A 24,905-nucleotide genomic window follows, 5' to 3' on the forward strand; every position below is an offset into this window, starting at 1 on the left:
GGTCTCTGATGCCCGCGAACAGCTTTCGGACGCTGAACTGGAGCGCTTCGACACTTCGATCGAGGAGCTGAACGAGGCGCTAGACGACGACGATCGCGACGTCACCGACTCCGAGGCCTTCAGCGAGTTTATGAACCTCCTGTGTAAGCCTCCCAGCCGGTGAGGCTTCACCGGTGTGACAGACTAGCTATGTAGTTCGAAGGCGCCCTTTCGGGTTTTCATACACCTCACCTTTTGTCTGGAGCTTTTCTATTTCGGATTCAATCTCTCCAGCATCCATACCCACTGTCGCGGAGCGGTCAAGGACCTCATCAATTGGTGCGCCTTTCTCATACTCTTGCTCAACGTCCGAGATGAGTTTCTTGACGTTTTGGAGTCGCTCGATTTGCGCCTCGGCAGTACCCGCCTCGATCACTTCGGCATCGAATTGTCCCGTATCGGGGTCAACACCAATGTCCTTGAGAGAGGCTTCAACGAGGTCGACTGCCCGCTCGGCATCTGAGAGTTCGATGGTGTCCGAGAGTCGAATCCGAGCGCTCGCCTCGGAGAGTCGTACTATTGCCTCCAGTTTTCGAGCGCTGATGGGCACGGGAGCGTCCTCGTCGGCCCCTTTCGATCGAAGATCGACGTAGAATTCTGTGATACACTCTTCGGCCTCGGGAGTCAACACCGGTTGAATCTCTCGCGCATAGGCGATGTATTTCCGGATGAATTCGGGTTCAAGTGGTGCGTCAGCTGACTCCGGGGGCTCCGGATCTTTGCCAGCCTGCCGTTGTTCGCCCGCCCGGTTGACCTCCAAGATGTGCTCTGCTATCTCTGTATCTGCCTCAAGCTGTGGGGTATCCATGACAGTGAAGGCGAGATCAAACAGACTCAGCAGCTGAGGGTCAATTGGTAGTTGCTCCCCAAGCGGTTCATACAGGTCGAACCGACCGTCTTTCGGTGCCGCGGCGGCGAGGATTCCAACACGAGTATCGATAGACTCGTGGATAGAGGCCTTTGAGATCGTGATTTGCTGTTGCTCCATCGGTTCCGGCAACGCACCTACCACGTCACCATCGGCTTTGGAGAAGTTGTCAATTGCAGCAAGACCCCGGTCAGCGATTGACAGTGCCCCTGCCTTGAGCTCCCATGGACCGTCAGTCCCGCCTGTCCGGGCGGCGGCCGCAGTTAACCCCGCTTTCGACGTTTCCGCCCCGTTACTGTACGTTGAACGAGGCGAAAGGTCTGCTGCCGATCGTAGGATCCGACTGGTCCCCACCGCTGGGTCTCCTGTGAACAGGATATGGAGCTGGCCACGGATCGACTCTCCACCATCAACCTCTTTCGATACTCCGCTGAAGAGTTGAAGAAGAACGGCTAGCTTCTCTGTCTCTAACCCGTGAATCGAGGGGGCAACCGAGTCCACGAACATCTGATACACATCATCGTTTTTGCTGATCTCAACGATCTTCTCCCGATCCCCGTCTGTCAGGTCGACCGGCAACTCGTCGGTATATTCTATCGAGAGCCCGTCAACGTATAGGTCAAATAATGGCCCTTTCCGGTTTCCATTTTCTAGCTGTTCGGTTCGGAGTACCCCGACTACGGTTACGTGGTCGCCTGGAGTAGCCTGCCCACATACGTCGTCGACAAGATGAACGTCGATCGAGTGAGGGGTTTCTCCGCCTCCTGTACCCGACGGTGTTGCTTGTATCCGAAGCTTTTGAGAGTCGATCATCTCCGACTGATCGGTGTTGAGCTTGAACGGCCCTTGACGCTCGCACCCCTGACACTCGTGAGGTTCTTGATAGCTGCTGCCGCTCTGAGGAATATACGTCATCGTCCCGCAGCGTTGACACCTGAACGCGGCCTCGGTGATCTGCGGCCGCACATCTGTTGCTTTGCGGACTACTCCGCGAAAAGAAATCAGACTCCCAATAAAATCGTCATGGACACGGATCTCTCCGATCTCAACGTTCTCGGGTAAGCCCTTTATTCGGACGTGGGATCGGCCGAGAGACACGTCAGCCGGAAGGTCGTAACGCCGCAGTGCCTCTTCTGCGTACTCTCGTATCTGGTCGGGTTTAGACCGGAAATCTTGAGCGAGGTCGTGATCGAAGTGAAACAGGTCGTCGTAGTCGATATATAGCGATCGTTGGTCGTCTGGGTATCGCTGTGCGAGTTCGCCAATCTCCTCTCTGTAGTAATTGCGATAGAACTGATTAAACCGCTCTGTGAGGTCCTGGTAGCTCATGGGATTAACAGAGAGAGTGATGTAATGAAACCCACGTGTTTGTCAACCGCTTCACACTCCACGTCGAAGTTAAGTCATACACAAGGGCTGATACTAAATCCATAGCTGACATTTCAATGCTGGTGCCTTGGACAACGACCCGCGCCACACCGACCCGGCTGGCGACGTCGACGTAGAGTTCGACGACGCCGTCGCTGGCAGTTCACGAGCATTGGCCGAGGGCGCTGACGAACGCGTTCCTCGTGAAAACGGCAGCAAGGCCCCTCCGTCGAGCAATTTCTTGAACTGGCTCCTCGATGCCGATCCCGTCGAGGTATTTGTCACGCTCTCAAATCGGCCCGACCCGCCTCTCTCCCGCTCTCGTCCCGCGAGACGCCGGTGAATATCGGCCGAATCGTCCAAAGAAAGGGGCGATGTGATCGTGAGCGGTTCGAGAGAAATTGCTCGACGGGTGGCTCTCAGGCGCCGAGCCGAGTGGCTTCGATAGAGGCGGCGGTGAGCTCGAGGACGATCGTCGTCGACGACCTGGAGAGAAGAGATCAATCAGTGGGTGTTGAGGGCGACCATTTCTCGGCGCCGCCGACGCGCGAAACCCGTGGCGGCGCGGGGGAGCATAGCAGCCCCGCGCTGCCTTCCTTGGACGTCGAGGCAACGCCGAGGACACGCCGGTGACAACGCCGAGAGGACGCCGGTCGACGCGTCGAAGCCGCGCCACCGGCGACGCCGTCGACGTCGAGGCGCGGTCAGCAGCTCGGGTGGCTGCTGCTCACGAAACAACCTTATGCCGGCTACCCTTTCGTCGAGACCGACCTCCAGAGCTCGTCGTCGTCGCGCTTTGAGTGTTGGTTAAGAACTTAGGTAGTGTTGGTTAAGACTGCTGGTGCCCTCCTCGTCGTCGTCGACCCTAAGCTCAAGCCGAAGACTAGCGCCGGCGACGTCCGATCCGGAGGGCATGAAGATCCGCCCGAGGCGACCACTGCGAGAGCTCGCACAACCATTTTTCGGACAGGCCACGCGCGCGACCCCCTCGATCACTTCCGTTCGTCGCCGACGAATTAAGGCCGATGGCCGCGGAGCGAGGCGTATGTCGACAGCCACGCCGACCGAGTCACGGATCGCTGCCCGGCTCGAGACCGACGCCGACGATCTTCGGCGGTTCGTCGAGTTCCATCCCGACCCCGACGTCGAGCATGTGCTCAGCCTTGTCGACGTGGCGCCCGACGATCTCAGTGCCGGCGACCGCGCCGACCTCGCCCGCTGGATCGCTGAGATCCGCGAGAAGCCCAATCCTGAAGATTTGCCGGGAGCGACGCCGCGACTCGACGGCCGCGAGTTCGGCCGCGATCAGGATCTCTGGTGGGACTCGCAGTACGACAAGCGAGGCGAGGTCGACGGCCTTCACGAAGTAGAGTGACGCCCCGCCGGCTCCGACCGGACTCCACGCTGTCGCGAGCGTTCACCGCCGACGAAGTCAGCGAGTGGTTCCCGAACGCCGACCGGGTCCGCGACATCGTTCCCCGCCTCTCGCTGGGGAGTGGCGTCGTGAGCTGCTCGCCGGCGCGCTGCGGTCCGGCGCCGTGAACGACCCCGGCGACGTCCGCGTCGGGACGATCCACGCCGCGAAGGGGCTGGAGGCACCGTGTGTCTTCGTGTTCCCAGCGTACTCACGAGCGCAGCTGGAGCGGTTCCGGAACGGCGCCGAGGCCGAGGAGCGTCGGCTGTACTACGTGGCGATGACCCGCGCCTCCGAGTCCGTGCGCGTCGTCCACGACTACTTCGACGGTCAGGAGTTCCCGCCGCTCGAAGCGGCCTGATCCTCATCGTCTAGCTCGGCAGCTTTCTTCTCCACTGCCGCGGCTAGGCCATACAGGTCGGAAGCGAGCTCGTCCTCGGGGAGGTCCTCGTCGGAACTCGCTCGCGATGCGGTGTCCCGGGCGGCGTGTACGATAGTGGCTCGTATCTCCTCGTCAGTCAGACCGCGGCCGCCGTTCCGCGCCAGCTCTTCGATGACCCGCTCTCGATAGGTGGTGTGGAGCTGCTTCAGATCTATATCAATCGTGACGTCGACGTCGCCACCCCAAGCAGGATTGATAGACTCTTGCCGGGCAACCTCTCCGTGGCGAATGCCGGTCTCTAGGATGAACTCAAACGGCACCGTGATCGAGCGCGACGCCGGCGAGCCGCCCGATTCGGCGTCGCCTTCGAGGGCGTGATACATGAACGCGATTGTGTCAGTCATCGCGTTGAGCATGCCAACCCGATCCTCGGTCGGTGGGTCGAAGATCTTGTCTCGCTCCTCGGTGTCGAGCAGTTCCTGGAGCAGCTGGAAGTCGCGGAAGGCCTCTCTCGTCCGCTCCCGGATCGCTCGCCGCCGGTCGTATCGTCCCTGCTTTGAGCTGTACTCCTTCTCGCCCCGGAGGAACTCTTTATCCACGTCCGTCAGGAAACCGTGTGCGTCGGCCATAGTAAACAGATATTGCTATACTCTGCTTTGTGGTAAGGCTTTTGATGCTATAGTCAATAGTTGTAATCGCACGGCCATGCCAGAAACAGACGAAAGTCGCATCCCCTGCTCGCGGGAGACACGAGATCTCGTCCAAAGCCAGAAGCGTGGTGGCGAGACCTACGACTCGCTCCTACGAAAGATGGCGAGGCAATACGACCCAGAGAAGGCTTCTGAACGCCATCATGTGGAGGGCTGATTGGGGATGATAGCTACCAAATCTCCAATGATGAGCTCGATAAACAGGATCGCAACGGCGCCGTCTGACCAGCAGGAGTTGTGCTGGCGAGAGTTCCGAGCAGTTCCATCCATGGCCACCTTGACCGGTGGGTGGGTACCGTACAATTCGTTGACTAACCCGCGAGGAAATAGGTGAAGATGTCTTCAGAACTCATTGAAACGGTCGATTTGGAGACCGACATTGACATCGAGTTCGGCGCCGAAGAGATGGTGGACGAGAGGTTCCTTCAGGTCTACGAGACGCTCTTTGGCATCGTGTATCTGCTGGAAGGCCTCGTCCACAAGAGCGGAGACGACACACCAAGAGAGGCACTCGAGATGCGGCTGGCTCTCGAAATGTGTGTTTCTGAAGGCGACGTCGAAGATGACATCTCGGAGTATCTCGACGAGCTGCTGGCTGCCCAAAAATCTGGAATGAAGGTGGTAGGACGCGACGACACCACCGACCTCGCACTGGACTTCTCCCGCATCGACGAGCCAACCCTCGCAGAACTTCACGAGAACCTCGTGCCTGTGGCGAGACACCTCGGCACGGACCTCAACCTTCCAGAGCGTGGGAGAACACATGCTTAGGTCACAGATACGGGCGCTCGGAGCTGCCGAACCAACCGGTGTAGAGAGCAGTGGGAACAACGGCCAGGAGCAGTACTGCGGTCAGTCACGGTGACAACCATGCCACGAAAAACGAAGACGTTCGACTTGAAGGAAGAGAAGCAGCGCATCGACAGAGAGCTCGACGAGCTCGCGGACAAGGAGGCCGAGGACATCAATGCCGAGCAGGCCGAGGGCGAGATCGCGACCGGCAAGTTCGATCGACAGGACCGGCGCGAAGAGGCGCAGCGCCTCGAGCAGATGCTCGTCGGTGTCGAGTGGGCGCTCAACCCCGAGGACGAGCAGGACATCGACCCGATCGAGGAAGTGACACTGGGGGCGCTCAACGCCGCCGAGTACGGACTGGTGTCCGACTACATGTCCAACCAGATCGACAACTTCCAAGGTTCGACCTCGGACCGGCGGGGGCAGCAGATGCGGCGGGCGATCTTCGCCGCCGGGGCCATCGTCGAGGCGCCGTTCATCGACGACGACGTCCGCAACGTCGACATCCAAAGCAAGTACGCGGAGGTCTCCCAGCTCGCCCCGCAGTTCGTCTACTGGCTCGAACAGCGCGGCGACGAGCTCACGACGCCGGAGGTGGAGGGAAACGGGTTCGCGAGGCGGGTCGCGGAGAAGGCGGAGGAGACCGCCGAGCCCAGTACGCCTTCGCCAAAGCACTCCTGATGCGCTACGGCCACGCCCCGACAGAGATCGACGAGTACGCGTGGTCGGACGTCGAGAACTTTCTGAACGCGCTGCCGGTGATTCAGGAGCGAGAGAGCCCGTTCACAGGTGAGTAACCATGTCAGACTTTTCCACATCAGTAACGCTAGAAGTTGAGGTCGACGAGGGCAGCCTCAGATCGACCAGAAAAACGGTCGAAGACGCGCTGGATGACGTTACCGTCAGTACGTCCAACGGATCGATGCCAAGCAGCAGCGGGCCGTCGACGTCTGGTGCGATGATGTCTGGGTCGCCCTCGGCAGGATCCGACCGCCAGTCGTGGGGCGAGCACATCGACCTGAACGAGTATCGGAACGAGCTGCTTGAAGATCTGAACGACAAGATGGAGGACGGCAACTTCGACCGCGCATCCCGGCTCGGGAGCATGGGCGGCGGACTCGCCCTCGGTGGGATCGCCCTCGGCGTCGGCGCGCTCTCGAATGTCCTGAGCAGCTTCTCGTGGCCGTCGCTCCCCAAGCTCGAGAAGCCCGGCTGGCTGCCGCCCGATCTCCCTAAACCCGACTGGCTACCGCTCGGTCTCCCAGAACCGGACTCGATGCCGGTCGAGGAACCCACCTCTGAGTACCCGGTCGAACAGCCGAGTTCAGAGTACCCAGTTTCCGAGCCGGGGTCAGAGTACCCAGTGGAAGAGCCTGGTTCGGAATACCCGATCGAGGAACCGAAGGCGGAGTACCCGCTCGAGGAGCCGAGTTCAGAGTACCCAGTCGAAGAACCCGATCCGATACAGTTCGAGATGCCCGATGTCTCCGGTGAACAGCTGCTCGGTGGGCTCGCCGCCGGCGGCGCCGCTGTCGGCGGCGGTCTCCTCGGCCGAGAGTTCCTGAAGCGCGGCGGACCCGGATCGATCGGCAGCGGTGTGGGTGCGGGATCGAGTGGGTTCGGTATCCCGGCGCCCAGTTTCCTCATCGGCGACCGCGCCGCCGAGGCCCAGCGTAAAGACGCTGACCAGCGCGGCTTCATCGACCGAAAGCTGGCGGGTCTCGTCGACGGGCTTGGTGGGGTCGGCGGAAGTCGGATGATGGTCGCCGGCGGAGCTGGCTCGTCGGGCTTCGGCACCGGCGACTCCAGCGCCAGTGGCGCAGCGGTCGGGGCTCTCGCAGACGCACTGATCAAGGCGGTTGAGAGACGCGCCAGATCCGGCGGAAGCGGTGGGGGGTCAGACAACAGCACCGAAGTCCGGAACACCTTCAATTCGGACATCACTGTCGAGGCCCAGGGTGTCACAGAACGAGAGCTCGAGCGTGCGATGGAGCAGGCGAAGAAAGAGGCCGTGAAGGAAATAGAGCGGTCGATCACGAGGGGCAGGGGTCGAGTCCGTTAGTCTGGATCGCTTTTGTCAGCCCTCTCCTCTTCAAGTGCTTCGAAGAGGTCTTCGCGATCGACGTCGGCGCTGTGGTAGGCAACCGTCACGCTTGTAGCGTAGAAACCGAGACCAGCGGTCAGGAACTGGGCTTCGGTGATGCCGTAGTAGATACCCAGTACTCCGAACGCGACCCCCAGTATCTCCAAGATTGTCCAGCCGTAGGGCATACCGTCCCCTTCTAGTGGCTCTTTGTTAGTACCTTCTCCAAGTACACCCAGGTTGGATACGTGGTGACGCTCCAACCCGCTGTTCACACCCCGAGGAAACCAGCCACAGCGCCACCAGCGAGGAACGCGACCACCGAAGCGACGGCGCCGAGCGCGAGGAGCGCGTAGTTTGCGACCGGGTTCGCAGCCTTGGCGACGTCGAGCGTGTACTCGTCGTCTCGGAGCGGCTCGAACGGGCGGATCCCCATCGGCGTGAGGACGTCCGCGAGCAGGTGTCCGACGACGATCGTGACGCCGACGACGAAGCCGAAAACTCCGAGGACGACTGCCCCACCGACACCGACACCACTCCCTACGAGGGCGCCAGCAGCGCCGAGGACGGCGCCGACGAGCAGCGCGAACCAGACGGTGTGCGTCGGGCCGCGGTGGCGTACGAACGGCACACGCTGGTCCCAGTCGGGGACCATCGCCCCGGCGACCGCGACGGCGCCGCCGGCGATCGCCAGCTCCACGGCGCCGGCCGCAACCACCAGGAAGCCGACCGGCGCGTACGCGAGCAGCGAGCCGCCGTAGTGTCCTGGTCGATGCATCTCGTCCAAGGTAATGAGCGCCACCGGCAACACTCCTTCGACGCCTCGGTGCCGGTCACCCTACTCCCAGTCCGCGTGGCCGCTGCTGCCACCCGATGTTACTTAAGTTCGCCAGCGAGTCGAATTCCCGGAGCCCTCTCACTGATCGTATCGGAATGCCTGATCTTACTACGGGCCCGCCGGTCTCTCTGATCTCACCCACCGTCACTGGGGCGGTGGCTCGGATGGTGGCCTGCGTGGGTCCGCTGCGGGAGAACCGCCTCCCACAGCGGCGGGTGCCGACTACGCACTCACGGAAACACTGTCGACGTCGCCACTATTGATCAGCGGGTAGTCGATGTGGACCTCGATGCGGTCGAACGGAACAGCGGGCTGAATTACACCGCTGGGTCCGCCTTCTTCTAGCATGAGGATTCCCAGTACTTCCAGTTGCTTCAGGTTCGAGTGGACGTCAGACACGTCTCGGTCGGCGAGACGGGCTACCTCGCGCATACTCTTGGGGCGCCTCTTCCGCGGTCGCCCGGATGAGTTTGAGGCGAAGCGACGTGAAGACGTCGGCCACGACCTACTGACGAGGGCTCCGCAAGATGAGGGTCGATCCTGACCGGAACGTTCTCGGCCCTCCAGAGACCGACGTTCTCGAACATTTCGGCCTTAGCAGCCAGTCTGTCTTGTGTGTTGGTTGTTCAATTTCCGATAGCCAGCGCACAATAGTTTATTCTACCACTAGATGGCTGTTGTGTCGTGCGATTTGTTTCGTTTCCAAACACTCTCTGAGATGTTGCTATCCACACAACCCCCGCCCCACGTCTTGCGGTTTTGAACTTTGGAGCCTCAAACAATGACGAACAAGATCTGTAGTCAGTTTGGACCGCCTAACAAGAGACACCCCAGTAACGAATATCCCCCTCGGGTGAGCAGTACTGATCATGTCGCGGAAATGGACTCTGGAGTATCTTCGAAACGGGTTTGTTGACGAGGTGAAACAACAGCGAGCAGAGCAGGGCTACAACACGAACGAGAAGCCGACCCACAAGTGGTTGCGGGAGAATGGCTTCGGATACTTCCTCCAACGTGTCCGGGAACTCAACACCCGCCCTGATGAGTGGCTCATCGAGGAGTGTGGGTTTGAGCAGCCGAGGAAAGACTACCCGTGTAGTAATCCCGAAACGGTCCGGCGTGTCGAAGGCTGGCTTGAGTACGAGGACGACGTCGGCGACCGGCTCAACGGGACAAGCCTCTCGTCAGCGCGGACTCACCTCCGGCGCTCGATGGAGATCGCGAAGGAGACGATCGGGACAAGCGACATCTTCGAACTGGGGCGCGGAGAGCGTGAAGTCTGTTTCAATCGCGCCGAACAGCTGATGGGCGGATTCAAAAATGAGTTCGAAAGTGGTCAGAGTCGGTACAACTACGTCACGACCCTGCGGGACCTCCTCGCGCGGATGGAGGACAAAGGCGTCATCGACCATGATCCCCTAACATCATTGGTCGGAGATTCTGGCTGGGGTGGAGATTCGACACCCGTCACGATCGCACCCTCCACAGAACTTGTGAAAGCGTACTTCGACGCCTGCGAGACACGGACTGAGCAGATGGTGATGATCTGTCTCGCCGTGATGGGATGGCGGCCAGCTGACTTCTGTGACCCAGCAGCGATCCGGGGCATCCACTTCGATGGAGAGCGTCCGTACGTTGAGTTCACCGACGACCGGAAAAACGGCCCCAGTCTCGTCCCCATCATTCTGTGTCAAGACTTCATCGAGCAGTGGGTACGACTCGTCGAGACCGCACCGGGTAACGACACGGCCCTGTTCCCGTCTGAGAGTTCCGACGACGGCGCGCGGTCGACCCAGTGGGTTAGGGATACCGTCGAAGCGATCGGCGACCGCGTCGACGAGACACTCCGTAACGGTGAGAAGCCCACTCCGAGGCACTTCCGTAACTTCTGGTATACTGAGTACACGACGGCCTACGCAGAGTTCCGTCGAGATAACGACTTCGCAGCCTCGGCACAGGGGTCACAGTCTGCGCGAATCCCGAGCACGTCGTACAACGATCCCCGCTATGGCAGCTGGTTCGACACGTTCGAACAGTTCGCCCGTTCCAAGCTATCTATCCCGGTTGCTGACCTCGAGCCCGCCGATGAGATTGGTAGCATCGACATCGGAGATATCGATGGTGACGCGGCGTTCGACCTCGTTGAGACGGCTAGACAGGCCACTCTGGAGGGCTGGGAAGAAGCGAAAGCGTTGTTCCCTGCTGGAGCCGCCGCCTATCTCACAAGCTACGTAGGCGTCGCTGCTGGCCGCGTAACAGCGGCTTGGGCACAGACTAAGCACGAGGGAATGAAGCTCCATCCAGACTTTGAGCACTACCCCAACATGAGCAAGAAACGGCAGGCGGGGCTGGGGATCACACTCGGACTCCTCCTCTCTCTCGAGATCGGCTACCTGTACATCATCGGAATGTTCGGTGAAATTGCGTCGGGTGATGCGACCGCGTGGCTGCCTATCCTGTTCGCAGCGGCATGGTGGGTGTGGATGTTCGATAGTGAGTTACCCGACCGTGAGGATGCTCTCGCAGCGCTTGAATAACTACCCCTCCCATAAGTACTGAATCGTTGGGTCTGTCCACATCCTTCTTGGCTTCAGAACTAGCGACCGGAAAGTAAACTTAGGGGGAGTGTGACCACAGAGACATCCGATTGATTTAGTACTCCTATGTCGCCCGATTCTATCCAGCCAGACCGATTGCGGAAGGTGCTTGAGGACTTCGTGGACAGCCTCGGGACTACTGTTTCCGATACCCACCTCGTTGAACGGGTTCTCGCAGGCGAGGAAACGCTCACGATCGACGCGCTGAGCAATCAGCCCGAGGAGTGGACTGAAGGGAATCTCATCTGGCCGTTGCTCGAGGCCGTCGGCCTGAACCGTGAACCCGGACGTCCCGCCAGCCAACGTTCAGCTGCTGGCACAACCCAACGGGAGGCCCCAGACTTCCGTCTGGTTGAGCGCGGTGGTGAGTTCGTCGTCATCGGGGAGAACAAGTCCCCGAACAAGATCGATCGCGCCGAACAGGAGCTCGTCGGCGACTATCTCTCAAACAAGGCCTGGCCCGACTACGGGATCGCCACTGATGGATTCGAGTGGGTAGTCTACCGTGCCGAGCACGGGGGTGACTTCCTCGAATTCAGTGAGGTCGAGCGTGTGAACCTCCGACCAGTCATCAACGCGATCGCCCGTGACCTCGGGTACTTGGGGTCTGGTAGTGTCGGTGATGTCGACATCGAGGAAACGCTGGAGGCGTTCGCCTCGGTGTTCAACCCGGAGGGTCTACACACGCTCCTGACCCAGACCGCTCCAAAGGAATTCCGCGACACCCGGACCGCGGACGTCGAGGAGTTCTACGAGCTGTACATCGAGCTGTTGTTCGGCGAGAGCGATGAGCACGAGTACGACACGTGCCTTCGCGACGACATCCAAGCCCCACCGAAAGCGACCGAGGAAGACCAAGACTTGTTTGCCGTCACACTGATGAACCGCCTACTGTTCATCAAGTTCCTCGAAACGCGTGACGTCCTCCCAGACGGCTTCCTGCGGACACTGGTTCGAGACTACGAGGACAATGCCGAGTCTATCCCCGGAACGCTCTACGAGGCCTACATCAAGCCGCTGTTCTACGATCTGTTCAACACGGACGAAGGTGAGCGCCGTCCAAAACTCCGAACCGGCCGGTACGCAGATGTACCGTACCTGAACGGCGGACTCTTCCGTGAGAACGTCCCGAATGAATCGCAGTACAACCTCGTGGACCGGACACTCCCCACCGTCATCGAGGACCTCATCGAGGGGCACCGGTTGGAGATGAGCGGACAGAACTTCGATCCGGCGATCCTCGGGAGCGTGTTCGAGAAGACTATCAACCACATCGGCGGCGAGGAAGGCCGCCAGAAAGAGATCGGCGCGTACTACACCCCCAACGACGTGACGCGCCACCTCTCCGAGCAGACGGTTGATCCGAAGGTGAAGGACCTCTTCGTCGAGGCGTTCGTCGAGCACTCTGACGACGACGCCGCGGAGTACGTCCGCACCCAGATCGAGCAGACAGACCTCAGTGAGATCCTGCGGCACGTCGAAGACGGCGCAGCGATGTACGGTGCGAATCCGAGCGCGCTAGAGGACATCCTCGACCGGCTCACAGGCCTAACCATCCTCGACCCAGCGTGCGGCTCTGGGCACTTCCTGACGACAGCAATGGAAGAGCTCCACCAGGTTCAGCTCTCGCTCCTGCGCGGGCTCAACGGCGGCGACGAGCCGTCGCCCCAGGAACGATACGATGCGAAGCAGGAGCTCGCACTCCACGCCATCTACGGCGTCGACGTAGACGACGTCGCCGTCGAGATCGCGAAGCTTCGCATCTGGCTGAAGATCATCGAGGGCAACAGTTGGAACGAGGAGTTCGGACGGCTCCCCAACATCGATGTGAATATCGTCGCCGGAAACTCCCTCGTTGGCTTCCCGGTCAGAGGAGATGTACAGACACAGTTCGGAGCTATCGACGAGCGGCTCCCGACGCTCGCGAAAAAGCGGCGTGCCTACAAGTTCGAGAACAAGGGCACGCGCCAGGAAGTGATGGAACTCGAACAGCGGATCCGCAGGGACCGTGATGAGAAGTTCCTCCGAAACCTAACTCACACGTTTGAGTCGGAGGTGGCCGACGTTGAGGAGTTCGATGCCCTCGTTGCGTCGATCCCAGATGGAGAACTCTACCCGACCGTACAGTCCGTGAAGGCTCAGCGGTGGGATGAAGACGGCGACACGATCGCACTCTCTGAAGAAGACAAGGAACAGCTTGCTGATGCCGGATTCGAGTGGCAGGAGTGGCGCGACACGAATAAGAGCGCGACACTCGACGTCGGAGAGCGCATCCAAGAGGCCGGCGGGGCACGCGGCGAGCTCGCAGAGCATCAGGACATCGTCGACGACCTCCGCCGGCTCCTCGACGCCGGATTCGTCTTCGACGCCGTCGAGCGGCAGCCAACACGATACGATCTCGACCAAATCACGGGTAAGCCGTTACACTGGGACATCGAATTCCCCGAGCTGCTCCCGCTCGAGGAAGCCAACGGGATGCACCCCGAGATCGAGTTTGACATCGTCATCGGCAACCCGCCCTACGGGGACATCCTCAACCAGAATGAGGAGATGTTCACTGCGCCGTACCTCACCGGATCGGTGAACGATGTCTCGGCGCCGTTCGTCGAACGCCAGCTGCAACTGACAGCCGATCAGGGCTACTTCGGGAACGTCACGACGCTCCGGCTGATCTATCAATCGTCGCTTGAGGAGTTCCACGATCTACTCCGGTCCACGCTCGCCCCTGCGCGTGTGGCTTGCTTCGGAATGTGGGGACGGGTCGGTGTCTTCGAGAACGCCTTGGTCCGTGTTGCGCTCCTTTCGGGACAGAAGAACACAGAGACGACAGGGGCCATCCACACGAGCGATTTCACCGTGTTCAACCGAGACAACAGACAGCATCGCTTCGAGACTCTCGAATACAGTCCGGTCGATGGGCTGGTTCTTAGAGACCGTATCGGCGGCGAGGGCTCTGACGGACCGCTCCTCCCCAAGATTGGAGGAGAGACGAAACACCAGCTGCTAACGACGCTCAAGGAGCAGTCCGATACAATCTTCGATGACAAGTATACCCGAGAGCAGCCGGACCGTGATGCCCATTCAGTATGGCGGACCCGCGGGGTCGGCTACTGGATGAACCCCATGCTGGGAAAGCTATACGATGCAACCGATGTAGACCCAGTCCACTTCGGCTCGGAATTGGAGCAGAAGACGGCTTTCTTAGTGCTGAACTCCTCGCTGTACTACGTCTATTGGATGACGTACGGGAACCAGCATCACCACAATTGGACGCAACTATCGGCGTTTCCGTGGCCCGATGAGTCTGTGGTTGAGGAGTACGAAGACGAGATTATCGAACTCGCAGATACGCTTTGGTCTCGGATGAAGGACGGGTTTAGTGGATCGAGCTTCCGGATGACGGCACTCCGCCCGATCATCGACGACGTCGACGTGCTAACGGGTGAGTTGTACGACCTGACGGACGAACAGGTTGCGTACACACAGAACTATCTCACCGACCTCGGTGAAGGGAGTGCTCGAGCAGGAGGTGGCGATGAAGACCTCACCTACACCCCAATCGTTGCTGAAGAGTAACGCTAGTCTGAATAGCCTATATTCGTCTTAGGAGTCTGAACCAAGCGTGGAGTCCTTTTCAGGGTTGACGGCTGGACCGAATATACTGAGGTATGGTATACTCACACGCCAAGGTTCAGGGAGTTATACCTACAAACAGTAATCACAGATGGCAGATACAACGATCGGCGTCTCAAATGAGGTGAAGGACCGGCTCGAACCCGTCAAGGACGAGTACGGTGCGCCTTCGTGGGACGCTTTCCTAGATGACCTAGTCGAACAGAATGTGGATGTCGACCTCGATCAACTCGATGGGGTATCCGAGGAAAAACGCGAACGCGTCGAGAAAACACGGGCTACGGCCGTTGGTGTTCTTACCGCACTCGACGAGGCCGACATGGTCGATGAAGCTGTAGAGATTATCAGGGAGATGACCCAGCAGCGGATGTTAGCCGAACACCAGCAGATCATCGAACACCTCCTCGAGAAATCCCGAAACGGTGAACCGCCCAATGAGATGGATCGTCTCCTCGCTCGAGTTGTGATCAAGACGGAGGGGCTCCGTGATCAAGAGACTCCAGCGGCCGAGATCGCTAGGGGCCTATTTAACGAATCAACGACTGCTGAGCGGACAACAACACGGGAAGTTTCGTCTAGTGGTACTCAACAAACAGAGTCCGGCGCTCCGATTGACGAAAACGATGCCTCTCCCGATAGTGGGCCGCTCTTTAGTGGAACCGAAGACGCAGATGAAGACATCTAAAACCGATGACTGAAACAGAATCCACCCGGAAAGTCCCGACTGTACAGACTAACAACGAAGCACAGCTCCAAGGCGATCCTCTGGATACTCTCATCCGAGAGTTCAGCCAAGAGGCGGGTAAACGCGTCGGAGCTGCGTTAGCTGACGAGATACACAACGACCCTGAGGCACGTCGCGCCGCTGCGACAGGCGCGGGTGTTGGTCTTGGCGTCATCGCAGGTCTAGGTCTTATCGCGCTTCTCACCCAGTAGTCCCCATCACCCACGAGATCCTGCGCTTCGAATCACACTCGAGGTCGACCACCGGCACGTGGGTTTTTATGCTATTTTCGCGCGCCTTTCCGATCGGAGCATGAACCTGCTCATCGACGCGTTCATCAGTGCGTTCGGTCCGGAAATTATCCTCGTCGCCGTAGGGGTGTTCATCTACGCGGTGGTACAGTACGTGCGCGACTAACCCTAATTTGACTGCGGAACGGCTTGCCCTCACCTCGGTCGCCACGCCGGACATCATCGGGAGCGCTCAGTTAGTCGTCTCCTGGTGCCGCCGACTTGGAGGCGTCGCAGTCGACGCCGTGGTAGTGTTCGCGAGCGGCACCGTACGGCATCGACGGCGGTGACGAACCCCACGGTTCGACGCCGGCGAGGGGCGCGAGTTGGTCCTCGAGGAGACGCCGGAGCGCGTTCAGTGCGTGCCGTGCGTCCTCGACGTCATCGGCGTCGATGTCGTCGCCCTCGCGGAGCGCGCGCTCTAGCGAGTGGAACTCCTCTTCGACGTCCGCTCGCCGGCGACCACTCTCCTGAGCGGCGAGGTCACGACCGACGCGCTCCCACCGGTTAGAGTCGGGTCTAGTCACCGGCCTCACCCCGACCAGTGCCGCCATCTCCGACGTCTACCACCGAGCAATTCGGGAGGTGTTCGGGATAGCTACTGATTGGCTCGCCACACCACTCACAGGTCTCCCGGTTCTCCATCGCCGCAACCTTCGTGAGCGGCTGCTGGCAGTGGATACACTGGGTTTTCTCCCGGGGCGTCGACTGGTGGCACCGAGGACACTCGACCGGTGCTGTGGGTTCGGGCTCGTCCTCCTCTTCGATGTCGACGCCGTGGAGCCGGGCGACCTCGCGGTTTGTGTCGTCCGCGAACGTCGCGATGTACCGTGACGCGATGTCGCTCCCACGGACCCAGCCGTGATGATCCTCGAGGTGGGCCTGACTCATCCCACGCCGGGCGAGGTGAGACGCTGAGGACTTCCGGAGGTTCGTGAAGCTGACCGGCTTCTCGACGCCAGCATCGCGTGCCGCCTCTCGGATGCCGTACCGCAACGCCTGGTACGACAAGTCATCGGGACGATCGAGATGACTCCAGAGCGGGTCGTCCCGGCTGTCGCCCGGATGTTCGCCGAGCCAGCGCTGGAGGAACGGAACGCTGGGAACGAGGACGACTGACCGCTGGCCCTGCTTCCCCTGGACGGTGATCTGGTAGCCGTGCTTGTAGTCGGTGACGTCCCCGAGGGTGAGCGACCGGAGTTCACCAGAGCGAAGGCCGGCGTCCCAGCCGACGGCGATCACCGCGGCGTCGCGATAGTTGGTCGTCTCGTCGATCATCGGCAGGATGTCCGCTTCCCAGCGGAGCATGTCCGAGGGGTTCGGCGTCGGGTCGTGCGTGTTCGATGTCCCCGACGGGATCCACTCCATCGACGCCGGCGGCTCGTCGCCGTTCTCGTCGCTGACCCGACGGCCGACCTGCTTCAGGGCGACCCGGTAGTCCTTGTTGGTCTCGGGGTTGTCGTACGTCTGGTGAATCCAGCGGACGATCTCTTCGGCAGCCTCGCGCTCCTCGAGGGCGGCAGCCAGCCCGCCGGCCTCCTCAGCCATCCGGACGTTGTGCCGGAGGAGCTTCTCGTGCCGGTGACCTCCCACCTCGCTGGGGACGAGAAACAGCTCGTCGCTGAAGTCTAGCAGCACCTTCCGGTCGGCGTCACTCCCGCCGCGGGTGCCGTTCTTGAGCTGCTCACGGATCGTGTTGATGGCGTCGTCTCTCTCAGTCATCTTCCTCAGAATCGGGCTGGTCAGTAGTCTGTGCGTCGTGGTGCTTGTCGAGGAGTCGGACGAGCTCCTGGAGCGCGGCCTCATCCGCGTCGATCGCCTCGTAGCTGATGTCGGTGCCTATCCAGTCGGCGCACTCTCCGCAAAGTGTCCCCGACCGATTCGCCGGGAGATCCTCGGCGCCGAGTGGGTGCTCCAGTTCGAGGTAGAACCCCGCGCTGTCCATCTCGGAGCCGCACTTCATACAGACGTCCTCGTCGAGCCGATGGTTGTGGACGTGCTGACAGCTCTCGCAGATGTCGGCTTCCAGTGGGTCGATCGCCTTCACCGTCGTACGATCTACAAGATGAGCCGGCTTCTCGTCGCCACAGATCTCGCAGTACTGGAGTTCAGGCATGGTTCTCCTCGTAGAAGTGCCGCCGGTGGCCGAACCGACCGCGGTCCGCGAGCACGAGCGCAGCGTTCTCGTCGCGGTCGATGATGCCGACGTCGCACTCGTCGTTCCCGCAAGCGAAAGTGCGGCGGTCGAGGTAACCGTCGCTCAGACAGCGGTAGCAGACTCGCGACGAGCGGAACGGGTCGGCGCCGATCACGTCGACGCCGCGGGCGGCGGCCTCGCTGTCGATCGCCTCCAGGAGCGCGGGGATCAACCACGCGCCGAGCTCGCGACTGTGCCGGTAGCACCACGCGGCCGTCGCCCGGCGGTCGAGCGCCTCACGCACGAGCACCGGCCGTGGGTAGGACTCGACGACGTCGAGCACGCGATCGACCACCTCGAAGAGCCGGTCGCGGATCAGCGGCCAGTCGCTCGCGAGGACCGCAGCCTCCGCACTCGTGGGAACGCCCGGCGTCTCGTCGAGGCGAGCGGTCGTCTTGGACAGGTGATTCCAGTACCCGCGGATCACGCCCTCGTCGCCGACGGCGACCGCCTCGTCCGGCGTCGCCCCGGCCGGCGCGACCGTCGCGAGCGTCTTCTCACCGATGTCGATCCCGACGTAGGTCCGCTCGACCGCAGCCACGTCTTCGACTGGCGTCGACGCTGGCAGCGTCGCTGTGAGTGTCTGTCGTTCGGAGCTCATAGTTCGCCCCGCTCCCATTCGTCGATCAGCGTGAGGATGTTCTCGGCGTGGGGTTTGAACGGGCCGTCCGTCTCGACGATCGTCTCGAAGACGTCGCGTTTCTCGGCCAACTCTTCAGCGTGTTTCTCGAAGTTCTCGCTCATGGGCCGTCGAACACCTCCGCGGCGCCGACCTCGTCGAGGACCGCACGGAGCGCGGCGACGTCCGCAGGCTTCAACGCGACCTCGACGTCGACCACGTCACCGTCGGCGATCGACAGGTGAGCAACCGGTTCGGTCTCCGACAGTGGTGTGTGACGCGTCGTTCGGGCGGAAAGGCTCGCCGTCCGCGTCGTCGCCTCGATCGACACGCGACCGTCTTGGAGCGTCGCCGCGACCCGGCTCGGCGAGACCGTCCGCTCGGTCCGGTCGTCACGGGCGGCGCCACCCGTGACCTCGCTCTGGTTGACAGTGTCTTCGCCGTCGTTGGTGTTCATCTCCCCACCTCGACGACGCCGTCACACCCGTCTCGGTGCGTCGCGTGCTCGGTCTCGCCCTCGAGGACCTCTACACCACACCCCGAGCAGCGGACGTACTGCGCGCCGGTCGGCTCGCCGTAGCGGCCGTACTCCGTGAACGGCCCCTTCCACGTCGCCGGCGCGTCGGCGTCGACGAGCTCGGCGTTCGCGTCGCCAACGACCACGCCACCGTCGGCGGTCGCGACCTGCGGGCCAGGTGCGTTCGCACCGAGCGACGGGTCGACGTCGTCACCGAGCGCGCGGATGGTCGCGGCGTCGACCGTCTCGCGGCCGAGGACTACGCGCGAGCGGCGGATGTGCTTGCACATCCCGCCGCGATACTCAGCGTCGGGACAGGTACAGCGCCCTTCGCGGACATCGACGGTGTAATCGCCGCCGGGGCCCGAGTGCGAGATGACGCGGACGATCGTCTCGTCGCCCTCCAGCGGCGTGCCGTCGACCGTCACTACGGACAGCGGCTCGGTAAGCGCGCGTCGCGTTCGGTCGTCGAGGTCGATACCGTCGTCGTGACCGCACCCTCTAAGTGCGGCCGTCGTGTCGTCTAACATGCTGTTTGCGCAGCACGGTCACGGGCGCACCAACGCCCGGCGACCCGTTTTCCGAGGGCCGCGTCCCGTGCTCAGTTACAACTCTATTCCCCAACACTATAAAACTATAGTATACCAAAGACTATAGTATATGGAGAGTGTAGCAACACATGGAATTATGGATGCTACTGAGAAACGGCCTGACATGGGAAAGACCTCGATTCAGGTCACCGACGAGCTCGCAGACGAGCTGTACAATCGGAAGCAGCGTGGTGAGAGCTACGAGGACGTCATCTGGCGGCTGATCGACGAGGCAGATGATGAATAGAGGTGCTTGGCAGAAGCTTCTCCGGCTCGTTGATCGTGGTGAGATGGAGCGGCGAAAAAGCGGTCGGGCAGTATTCTACTCGGGGGGAGATTCGTGAGCGAGGCCCCCCGGACCGCGACTGAGGAGTGGAAGTGGCGGCGGCGTGAGGTGGTTATCCGCGATGGCTATGCCTGCCAAGACTGTGGCGCTCTTGGTGGCCTAAAAGGAAACTCCTCGCTTGAGGTTCACCATATTACGCCCGTCGCCGAGGGCGGTAGCGACGACCTTGACAACCTCGAAACGCTCTGTGAGAGTTGCCACGCTGGCCGGACGGCAGAGTGGCTGTCAGGCGAGCCGGGTGAGCCGCAACTGGAGGATGAAACGGGGCGTTTACACGACGAGGCCGGGAAGTTCACCCAATCCGTTAGCGACGAGGAAATCATCGACTTCATCGACGATCAAAACGGCGTCGCTACAGCAGAGGTCGCTGACCAGTTCGATTACAAACGACCGTCTGCCTACCGCCGACTCAAGTCGCTTGAGGACGATGGTCGCGTCGTTTCGCGAGAGATCGGGAACAGCCTGCTGTGGGAGTTGGCCGATGAGTGAAACTGCGCGCGAGAGTCTCAAAGAGGTGGCTACAAATGCCGACTGAAGCAGATGTTGTCCAGGTGGTGTTCAAGCAGGGAAGCGATACCTACCACTACCTCGGCGCTGACGGGACGCCCATGTGCGAGAACCATCGCGCCCGCCGTGACAGCGAGGATCTTCCGCTGATCCCAACTGAGGAGCCGGCCGTAGATGATTTCATGACGCCGTGTGAGATGTGCCAGATACTCCAAGAACACGGCGGGAAAACACGTTCCGAGCTCGTCGCAGCAGTAAAGCAGCGTCTCAAGACAGGGACTGATACGGAGGCGTTCTCAAAAGACGAGCTCGAGGAGATCGTCGCTCGACTGGGCGGTCAAGGCGAGGGCGCAAAGACTGGGGGCCGCTCTTCTGCCGGCGATGAAAGCGAAAGCAACACCGTCCCCGGTGCCGATACCTCAGACGAATGAGCGCCCCCTCGCTGCCGACCGGCTACGACGTCTCCAAGCACGTCTCAACCGGTCGTCGCGACTGTCTTATCACGGTCGGGTTCGACCGGCGCCGGCGGCGCATCCCGCGCTTTCTCGTTCAGCTCTACTACCGCGTCTCGACGGACCCGATCGAGTGGACCTGGATCGCCCGGATGGACCACAACGAGACCTCGGCGCTGGGACACGACGTGTACCACGAGGGACTCCACGTCGACGTCGATCGGCAGTCAAAACGACCCGTTCATCTCAAGCTCGCTCACTCACCCCTACCATCGAGTCGAGGAGATGTGATCCGCCGCTGTGTCAACTACTTCAAACGCGAGGCCGCGTACTTCATCGACGTCTACGAGGAGCGCCGGTCGCCAGGGCGGCCGCCGTCGTGGTCGGACGGTGGTAAACCAACACCCACGTTTATCCCTTCGCAACGGGTAGAGGAAGGCATGAGCCGCGAAGCCCCCGCCGACGCTGACATCATCTCGGACGAGGAGCTTACCGAGCTGCTCGCCGAGGCTGAGGGGAGGACGCCCGAAGAGGTTGAACGCGGTGCCGCCGAGATCGAGATCGCTCCCCCTGAGGAAGCGACTGTCGTCGACGAGTAACTGGTCCTAGCTGTCGCTCGGTGCGTTCTCTTCACTCAGCCTTGTAACCGACAGCGCCGCTGCTCGATTACACAGAGCAGCTGATAAAATAGGCCCGAGGGCCTATACAACGTAGACGAGAGCGCTCGCACCGAGGACTAGGCTGAGTGCGCCCAGTGCGCGCAGTCTCTCGTTGACTACCGTCATCCGCTTCTTCTCGCCGACGCCCGGCTGACTGAAGATCGCGTCACCGGCGTACGCCTTCCCGACGTAGAGCGAGAGGAGCGCCAGCATACCAAGCGCAGCCAGTACCTCACTGGGTAGCGCGGCCAACGTTGAGATCATCTCTATTTTCTCACCCCCGTTGCCTACATGTTATAGAGCCGATTATATAAAAATTAGAGAACGTGGTAGGCAACATGGTAGGTTGATCAGTGGGTCACTACGTCGGCGAGTTTTGGAAGGCTTCGGCGTTGACACCGCTTAACCAACAATATCGTGGTGACAACCTGATCTGTTGGTTAAGACCGGCTAGCCCAAACGGGGTGTAGCGACCGGTGGACCCAAATATCTGGATAGTCAGCCTAATCCCGAATTCTGGACATAAATACATCGGAAACACGGTGTCCGGCACTTTCACACCCACGAGAAGGTCGATCCTCGTGCCTCGAAGCAGGGGGTAAAGCCGGTGAAACACACTTCGATAGCGGGGTGAAGCTCTCCGCTGGCCATTCGATAAACCGTATGTCGCTTGATGAACTTCTGAAGGACTACTCGTTCTCGTCGGGGAGGTCGTCGATCAGGCCTTCTTGTTCGACCGTCTCCCGGAGCTCCTCGGGCGACATGTCGGCGATCTCGCGGGCACCGAGTAGCAGCGCCAGCGGGCGGAAGTACCGGTTCCGACCGCCGACTCGCTGTTCGTCCAGGTCGACACCGGTCTCCTCGAGGAGGTCAAGTGACATCCGGCGGTACACGCGTTCGAGCTCTTCCCGGACGTCCTCGTCGAGGTAGTACGTGTCGTGCTCTCGTTGCGTCACCGGCTCCAGTTCTGCCACACTCGACACATTCGACTGTTGTTCCTGTGCCGCCTGTGGCGGTTGTTCCGGCTTTTGCGCCTGTCCCGCTTCGGTCTGTGAATCTGTGGTCATCGTATCGGCCTCTCGCTCCGCCTCAGTCGTCTGTTCCGCATCTGTTGCCTGTTCTCCCTGTGCCGCCTGTGGCGACTGTTCCGACTCAGGCTCCCGGTCCGACGTAGTGCCGGACCCTCGCCGGCGTCGGCTCGGCCGGGAATCACGCTTCCCACGGACGCGGTCGACACGCTCCTGGGTCTCCTTGTCGAGCTCCTCGTCGTCTCCATCGAGTTCGTCGCTCATGCTGTCACCTCGAGTTCGAACGTCTCGATGACGTGGTCAGCGGCTCGCTCGAACGTCGTGACAACGTCGGCGTCCGGTTGGTACTTGAAGATGGACTCGCCGGCGTCGTAGGCATACGAGAGCGCCACGCGCTCGGGTATCTCGTACACTGGGACATCGTCGAACACCTCGGCTAGGAAGGCCGTCATCTCGTCGGCGGCGTTCGTCGACATCCGGATCCGGTTCGTGACGGCCGCGACCTCGTAGATCTCCCGTCCGGTGTCGGTCTCGAACGCGGCAATCTCGTCGAAGAGTCTGTCGACCGCCCCTTTCGAGGACGCTTCCGCCGTCGCCGGAACGATCAGGTTCGGCGCGGCGTACAGCGCGTTCTTGAACATCGGGTTGTGGCCTGGGGGCGCGTCGACGATCACGACGTCGTACGCATCGTCGACGCGAGCGAGGGCGTCATCGAGGAGGCCGTACCCGTGGGCGTCGGCGCCGATCGTCGCCGGCGTTACCAGCTGCGTCATCGATTCGAGCGCCCAGGTCGCAGCCTCCACTGCGTCCGGATCATCGACGACGTCACCGTTGTGTAGCTGCGCGAGGAAGTGCGCCGCCGAGAGCTCGAGCGTCGACCCGAGCATGTCGATACTGCTCGGGAGGAGATCGGCTTCGGCGCCCTCACAGAGAATTGTCGAGACCTCGTCTCGGGCGTCGATGTCGAGCAGGATATCGAACAGCGTGGGCGGCTCAGCCTCGTAGGCGTCCAGGTGCCCGAGCGCCTCGGTGAGATTCCCCTGCGGGTCGGCGTCGACGGCGAGGACGTCTAGCCCGCGATCGGCGAGCGCGCCGACGAGGTTCGCAGAGACGGTGGTCTTCCCGACTCCACCCTTCGCGTTCGCAACGACCAACCGTGGCGGGTGTGTTCCCTGTCCCGCCTGTGGCGGCTGTGGTGGCATAGACAGGACAGGTACGCCTGGCGGCTTAACTCTACGTCAGACAACCGGGCAGATCGGGCGTGGCGGACCTATCATCTTCGTGGGATAGTGCTTATCAGAAGCCTCTACCGACAGGGCCCATGCGCGAACTCCCGATTACGCTCGACAGAGAGGGCATCTGGTTTGACGTGACGGGACCAGAGTGGCTCGTCGATCTGGGCTGGTGGCTCAAAGAGGGCGGCGCTGCTAAGATAGACGACATCGCTACGCTCGGTGGTGCGGTACTCTCATTCGTCCCTGACGAGTGTATCTCAGTGATCAACCTGATTCTCACAATCGGCCTCGTCGCCCTAGGCCGGAGCAACAGGGAGATCAAGATGGTCCGATACGCAAGCGCCCACGGCGTGGGTGGAGCCCACGGGTCAGCACGTGTTTCGTTGGAGTAGGTCAGACAAAATCACCGAGAGCGCCCTGTCCTGCGTCCCGGCTCATCTCCTGGTCGCGACGAGCGCGCTGGCACCGCTCACAGAGAAAGTCACCGGCGATCGTCGTATGTTCGGTCTCCGTCCCGCAGCGATCACAGTAGCCGTCGGCACAGCTCGTACACAGCGTCTCCCCATCGGCATCGACGAGGACCGCCCTGTTCGAGCCGACGCCGCAGGCGGCGCACTCAGGCACGGTCGACGTGGTGGATCTCCTGCTCGACGTGCCCGTCGCCGTCGTACACGAGGCGGTAGAGCCCGCGCGCAGGCTTCTCTACCCACCCGGCGTTTTCGAGCGCGTTGAGGGCGTCATTCACCCGCTGCCGCTCCAGCCCCGTGACATCACGAATGCGCCGGGGGTTGACCTGGTACTCCTCGCGGAGGACATCGAGGACCTGCCGCTGCTGTTTCGAGGGGTCGAAATTCGTATTGGGCACGCCTGATCGTCCCGGTAGTCTCGTGGACATCCCTTCAAATGTCCCTTCGGGCGCTATCTACAAAGTACTTGCTACTGTATATTCTTTTGTCCGTTACAAAGTAACGCTTAACTACTCGGGCCTGTTACTGTGAGATAAGCACGGGAGAA

Annotated in this window: 29 protein-coding genes and 1 pseudogene; 14 read left to right on the forward strand and 16 right to left on the reverse strand. The window is 61.1% G+C overall.

Annotation, left to right across the window (positions count from 1 at the left end; translation table 11 throughout):
• Nucleotides 1-187: 187 nt before the first annotated feature.
• The gene (locus AMR74_RS15915; protein ID WP_053773041.1) at nucleotides 188-2,236 is read right to left on the reverse strand and encodes a minichromosome maintenance protein MCM; all 2,049 of its coding nucleotides are present in this window, start codon (nucleotides 2,234-2,236) and stop codon (nucleotides 188-190) included.
• Between the two features lie 1,084 nt (nucleotides 2,237-3,320).
• Between AMR74_RS15915 and AMR74_RS15920 the strand changes: the two genes are divergently transcribed.
• Nucleotides 3,321-3,650, forward strand: a complete 330-nt coding sequence (locus tag AMR74_RS15920) for a hypothetical protein (protein ID WP_053773042.1) — start codon at nucleotides 3,321-3,323, stop codon at nucleotides 3,648-3,650.
• A gap of 163 nt (nucleotides 3,651-3,813) precedes the next feature.
• A complete protein-coding gene (locus AMR74_RS15925; protein WP_053773043.1) occupies nucleotides 3,814-4,050 on the forward strand; it encodes an ATP-binding domain-containing protein in 237 nt (78 codons plus the stop codon).
• Here AMR74_RS15925 and AMR74_RS15930 read toward each other — a convergent pair.
• Entirely contained in the window at nucleotides 4,020-4,700 is a 681-nt protein-coding gene (locus AMR74_RS15930) for a hypothetical protein (RefSeq protein WP_053773044.1), read from the reverse strand. The two genes, AMR74_RS15925 and AMR74_RS15930, sit on opposite strands and share 31 nt — an antisense overlap.
• A 417-nt stretch (nucleotides 4,701-5,117) precedes the next feature.
• Here AMR74_RS15930 and AMR74_RS15935 point away from each other — a divergent pair, with 417 nt between their 5' ends.
• The 3 genes from AMR74_RS15935 (at nucleotide 5,118) to AMR74_RS15945 (ending at nucleotide 7,638) form a co-directional block, all read left to right on the forward strand.
• On the forward strand, nucleotides 5,118-5,552 hold the full coding sequence (locus AMR74_RS15935) for a hypothetical protein (protein ID WP_053773045.1): 435 nt from the start codon (nucleotides 5,118-5,120) through the stop codon (nucleotides 5,550-5,552).
• 99 nt (nucleotides 5,553-5,651) lie between these two features.
• Nucleotides 5,652-6,257, forward strand: a complete 606-nt coding sequence (locus tag AMR74_RS15940) for a hypothetical protein (RefSeq protein ID WP_053773046.1) — start codon at nucleotides 5,652-5,654, stop codon at nucleotides 6,255-6,257.
• A gap of 118 nt (nucleotides 6,258-6,375) precedes the next feature.
• Entirely contained in the window at nucleotides 6,376-7,638 is a 1,263-nt protein-coding gene (locus tag AMR74_RS15945; RefSeq protein ID WP_053773047.1) for a hypothetical protein, read from the forward strand.
• On the opposite strand, the gene AMR74_RS15950 is transcribed toward AMR74_RS15945, so the two are convergent.
• From AMR74_RS15950 to AMR74_RS15960, 3 genes and pseudogenes are all read right to left on the reverse strand, one after another.
• On the reverse strand, nucleotides 7,635-7,847 hold the full coding sequence (locus tag AMR74_RS15950; RefSeq protein ID WP_053773048.1) for a hypothetical protein: 213 nt from the start codon (nucleotides 7,845-7,847) through the stop codon (nucleotides 7,635-7,637). The genes AMR74_RS15945 and AMR74_RS15950 overlap by 4 nt on opposite strands.
• 83 nt (nucleotides 7,848-7,930) lie before the next feature.
• On the reverse strand, nucleotides 7,931-8,437 hold the full coding sequence (locus tag AMR74_RS15955; protein WP_053773049.1) for a metal-dependent hydrolase: 507 nt from the start codon (nucleotides 8,435-8,437) through the stop codon (nucleotides 7,931-7,933).
• Between the two features lie 282 nt (nucleotides 8,438-8,719).
• Nucleotides 8,720-8,993, reverse strand: a pseudogene (locus tag AMR74_RS15960) (HVO_A0114 family putative DNA-binding protein); the annotation flags it as partial.
• Between the two features lie 373 nt (nucleotides 8,994-9,366).
• Here AMR74_RS15960 and AMR74_RS15965 point away from each other — a divergent pair.
• From AMR74_RS15965 to AMR74_RS19280, 4 genes are all read left to right on the forward strand, one after another.
• The gene (locus AMR74_RS15965) at nucleotides 9,367-11,034 is read left to right on the forward strand and encodes a hypothetical protein (RefSeq protein ID WP_053773050.1); all 1,668 of its coding nucleotides are present in this window, start codon (nucleotides 9,367-9,369) and stop codon (nucleotides 11,032-11,034) included.
• Nucleotides 11,035-11,199: 165 nt separating this feature from the next.
• Nucleotides 11,200-14,670 (forward strand): Eco57I restriction-modification methylase domain-containing protein, encoded by a 3,471-nt coding sequence (locus AMR74_RS15970; RefSeq protein WP_053773051.1) that lies wholly within the window; start codon nucleotides 11,200-11,202, stop codon nucleotides 14,668-14,670.
• 148 nt (nucleotides 14,671-14,818) lie between these two features.
• The gene (locus AMR74_RS15975) at nucleotides 14,819-15,412 is read left to right on the forward strand and encodes a hypothetical protein (RefSeq protein WP_053773052.1); all 594 of its coding nucleotides are present in this window, start codon (nucleotides 14,819-14,821) and stop codon (nucleotides 15,410-15,412) included.
• Between the two features lie 5 nt (nucleotides 15,413-15,417).
• Entirely contained in the window at nucleotides 15,418-15,663 is a 246-nt protein-coding gene (locus AMR74_RS19280; protein ID WP_167551936.1) for a hypothetical protein, read from the forward strand.
• A gap of 275 nt (nucleotides 15,664-15,938) precedes the next feature.
• On the opposite strand, the gene AMR74_RS15980 is transcribed toward AMR74_RS19280, so the two are convergent.
• The 7 genes from AMR74_RS15980 to AMR74_RS18275 are packed head-to-tail and all read right to left on the reverse strand — an operon-like array spanning nucleotide 15,939 to nucleotide 19,604.
• Nucleotides 15,939-16,268, reverse strand: a complete 330-nt coding sequence (locus AMR74_RS15980) for a hypothetical protein (RefSeq protein WP_139043044.1) — start codon at nucleotides 16,266-16,268, stop codon at nucleotides 15,939-15,941.
• Nucleotides 16,261-17,463 carry a tyrosine-type recombinase/integrase gene (locus tag AMR74_RS15985; RefSeq protein WP_053773054.1) on the reverse strand — a complete coding sequence of 401 codons (1,203 nt, stop codon included), beginning with the start codon at nucleotides 17,461-17,463 and terminating at the stop codon, nucleotides 16,261-16,263. The genes AMR74_RS15980 and AMR74_RS15985 overlap by 8 nt, the downstream gene beginning before the upstream one ends.
• Entirely contained in the window at nucleotides 17,456-17,857 is a 402-nt protein-coding gene (locus AMR74_RS15990; RefSeq protein WP_053773055.1) for a hypothetical protein, read from the reverse strand. The genes AMR74_RS15985 and AMR74_RS15990 overlap by 8 nt, the downstream gene beginning before the upstream one ends.
• A complete protein-coding gene (locus tag AMR74_RS15995; protein ID WP_053773056.1) occupies nucleotides 17,850-18,539 on the reverse strand; it encodes a zinc ribbon domain-containing protein in 690 nt (229 codons plus the stop codon). Before AMR74_RS15995 ends, AMR74_RS15990 begins: the two co-directional genes overlap by 8 nt.
• Nucleotides 18,536-18,682 (reverse strand): hypothetical protein, encoded by a 147-nt coding sequence (locus tag AMR74_RS19285; protein WP_167551937.1) that lies wholly within the window; start codon nucleotides 18,680-18,682, stop codon nucleotides 18,536-18,538. Before AMR74_RS19285 ends, AMR74_RS15995 begins: the two co-directional genes overlap by 4 nt.
• Nucleotides 18,679-19,014 carry a hypothetical protein gene (locus tag AMR74_RS16000; RefSeq protein WP_053773057.1) on the reverse strand — a complete coding sequence of 112 codons (336 nt, stop codon included), beginning with the start codon at nucleotides 19,012-19,014 and terminating at the stop codon, nucleotides 18,679-18,681. Before AMR74_RS16000 ends, AMR74_RS19285 begins: the two co-directional genes overlap by 4 nt.
• The gene (locus tag AMR74_RS18275) at nucleotides 19,011-19,604 is read right to left on the reverse strand and encodes an SWIM zinc finger family protein (RefSeq protein ID WP_082356915.1); all 594 of its coding nucleotides are present in this window, start codon (nucleotides 19,602-19,604) and stop codon (nucleotides 19,011-19,013) included. Before AMR74_RS18275 ends, AMR74_RS16000 begins: the two co-directional genes overlap by 4 nt.
• A gap of 184 nt (nucleotides 19,605-19,788) precedes the next feature.
• Here AMR74_RS18275 and AMR74_RS19850 point away from each other — a divergent pair, with 184 nt between their 5' ends.
• The 4 genes from AMR74_RS19850 (at nucleotide 19,789) to AMR74_RS16020 (ending at nucleotide 21,568) form a co-directional block, all read left to right on the forward strand.
• On the forward strand, nucleotides 19,789-19,911 hold the full coding sequence (locus AMR74_RS19850) for a hypothetical protein (RefSeq protein WP_276203084.1): 123 nt from the start codon (nucleotides 19,789-19,791) through the stop codon (nucleotides 19,909-19,911).
• Nucleotides 19,912-20,004: 93 nt separating this feature from the next.
• Complete coding sequence (locus AMR74_RS18280) at nucleotides 20,005-20,499, forward strand: ArsR/SmtB family transcription factor (protein ID WP_053773058.1); 495 nt, start codon at nucleotides 20,005-20,007, stop codon at nucleotides 20,497-20,499.
• Nucleotides 20,496-20,948, forward strand: a complete 453-nt coding sequence (locus AMR74_RS16015; protein ID WP_139043045.1) for a hypothetical protein — start codon at nucleotides 20,496-20,498, stop codon at nucleotides 20,946-20,948. The genes AMR74_RS18280 and AMR74_RS16015 overlap by 4 nt, the downstream gene beginning before the upstream one ends.
• On the forward strand, nucleotides 20,945-21,568 hold the full coding sequence (locus tag AMR74_RS16020; protein WP_053773060.1) for a DUF7718 family protein: 624 nt from the start codon (nucleotides 20,945-20,947) through the stop codon (nucleotides 21,566-21,568). The genes AMR74_RS16015 and AMR74_RS16020 overlap by 4 nt, the downstream gene beginning before the upstream one ends.
• A gap of 102 nt (nucleotides 21,569-21,670) precedes the next feature.
• Here AMR74_RS16020 and AMR74_RS16025 read toward each other — a convergent pair whose 3' ends face one another.
• The 3 genes from AMR74_RS16025 to AMR74_RS16035 all read right to left on the reverse strand — a co-directional run bounded on the left by AMR74_RS16025 (nucleotide 21,671) and on the right by AMR74_RS16035 (nucleotide 23,858).
• Nucleotides 21,671-21,892 carry a hypothetical protein gene (locus tag AMR74_RS16025; protein WP_053773061.1) on the reverse strand — a complete coding sequence of 74 codons (222 nt, stop codon included), beginning with the start codon at nucleotides 21,890-21,892 and terminating at the stop codon, nucleotides 21,671-21,673.
• Nucleotides 21,893-22,317: 425 nt separating this feature from the next.
• Nucleotides 22,318-22,920, reverse strand: a complete 603-nt coding sequence (locus tag AMR74_RS18825) for a hypothetical protein (protein WP_139043046.1) — start codon at nucleotides 22,918-22,920, stop codon at nucleotides 22,318-22,320.
• Nucleotides 22,917-23,858: a ParA family protein gene (locus AMR74_RS16035; protein ID WP_077152434.1), complete on the reverse strand. Its 942-nt coding sequence runs from the start codon at nucleotides 23,856-23,858 to the stop codon at nucleotides 22,917-22,919. Before AMR74_RS16035 ends, AMR74_RS18825 begins: the two co-directional genes overlap by 4 nt.
• 119 nt (nucleotides 23,859-23,977) lie before the next feature.
• Between AMR74_RS16035 and AMR74_RS16040 the strand changes: the two genes are divergently transcribed.
• On the forward strand, nucleotides 23,978-24,283 hold the full coding sequence (locus AMR74_RS16040; protein ID WP_053773064.1) for a hypothetical protein: 306 nt from the start codon (nucleotides 23,978-23,980) through the stop codon (nucleotides 24,281-24,283).
• 224 nt (nucleotides 24,284-24,507) lie between these two features.
• Here AMR74_RS16040 and AMR74_RS16050 read toward each other — a convergent pair whose 3' ends face one another.
• A complete protein-coding gene (locus tag AMR74_RS16050) occupies nucleotides 24,508-24,756 on the reverse strand; it encodes a MarR family transcriptional regulator (RefSeq protein ID WP_077152435.1) in 249 nt (82 codons plus the stop codon).
• Between the last annotated feature and the right edge of the window lie 149 nt (nucleotides 24,757-24,905).

The organism is Halorubrum tropicale, from assembly GCF_001280455.1.
Classification (GTDB): Archaea; Halobacteriota; Halobacteria; order Halobacteriales; family Haloferacaceae; genus Halorubrum; species Halorubrum tropicale.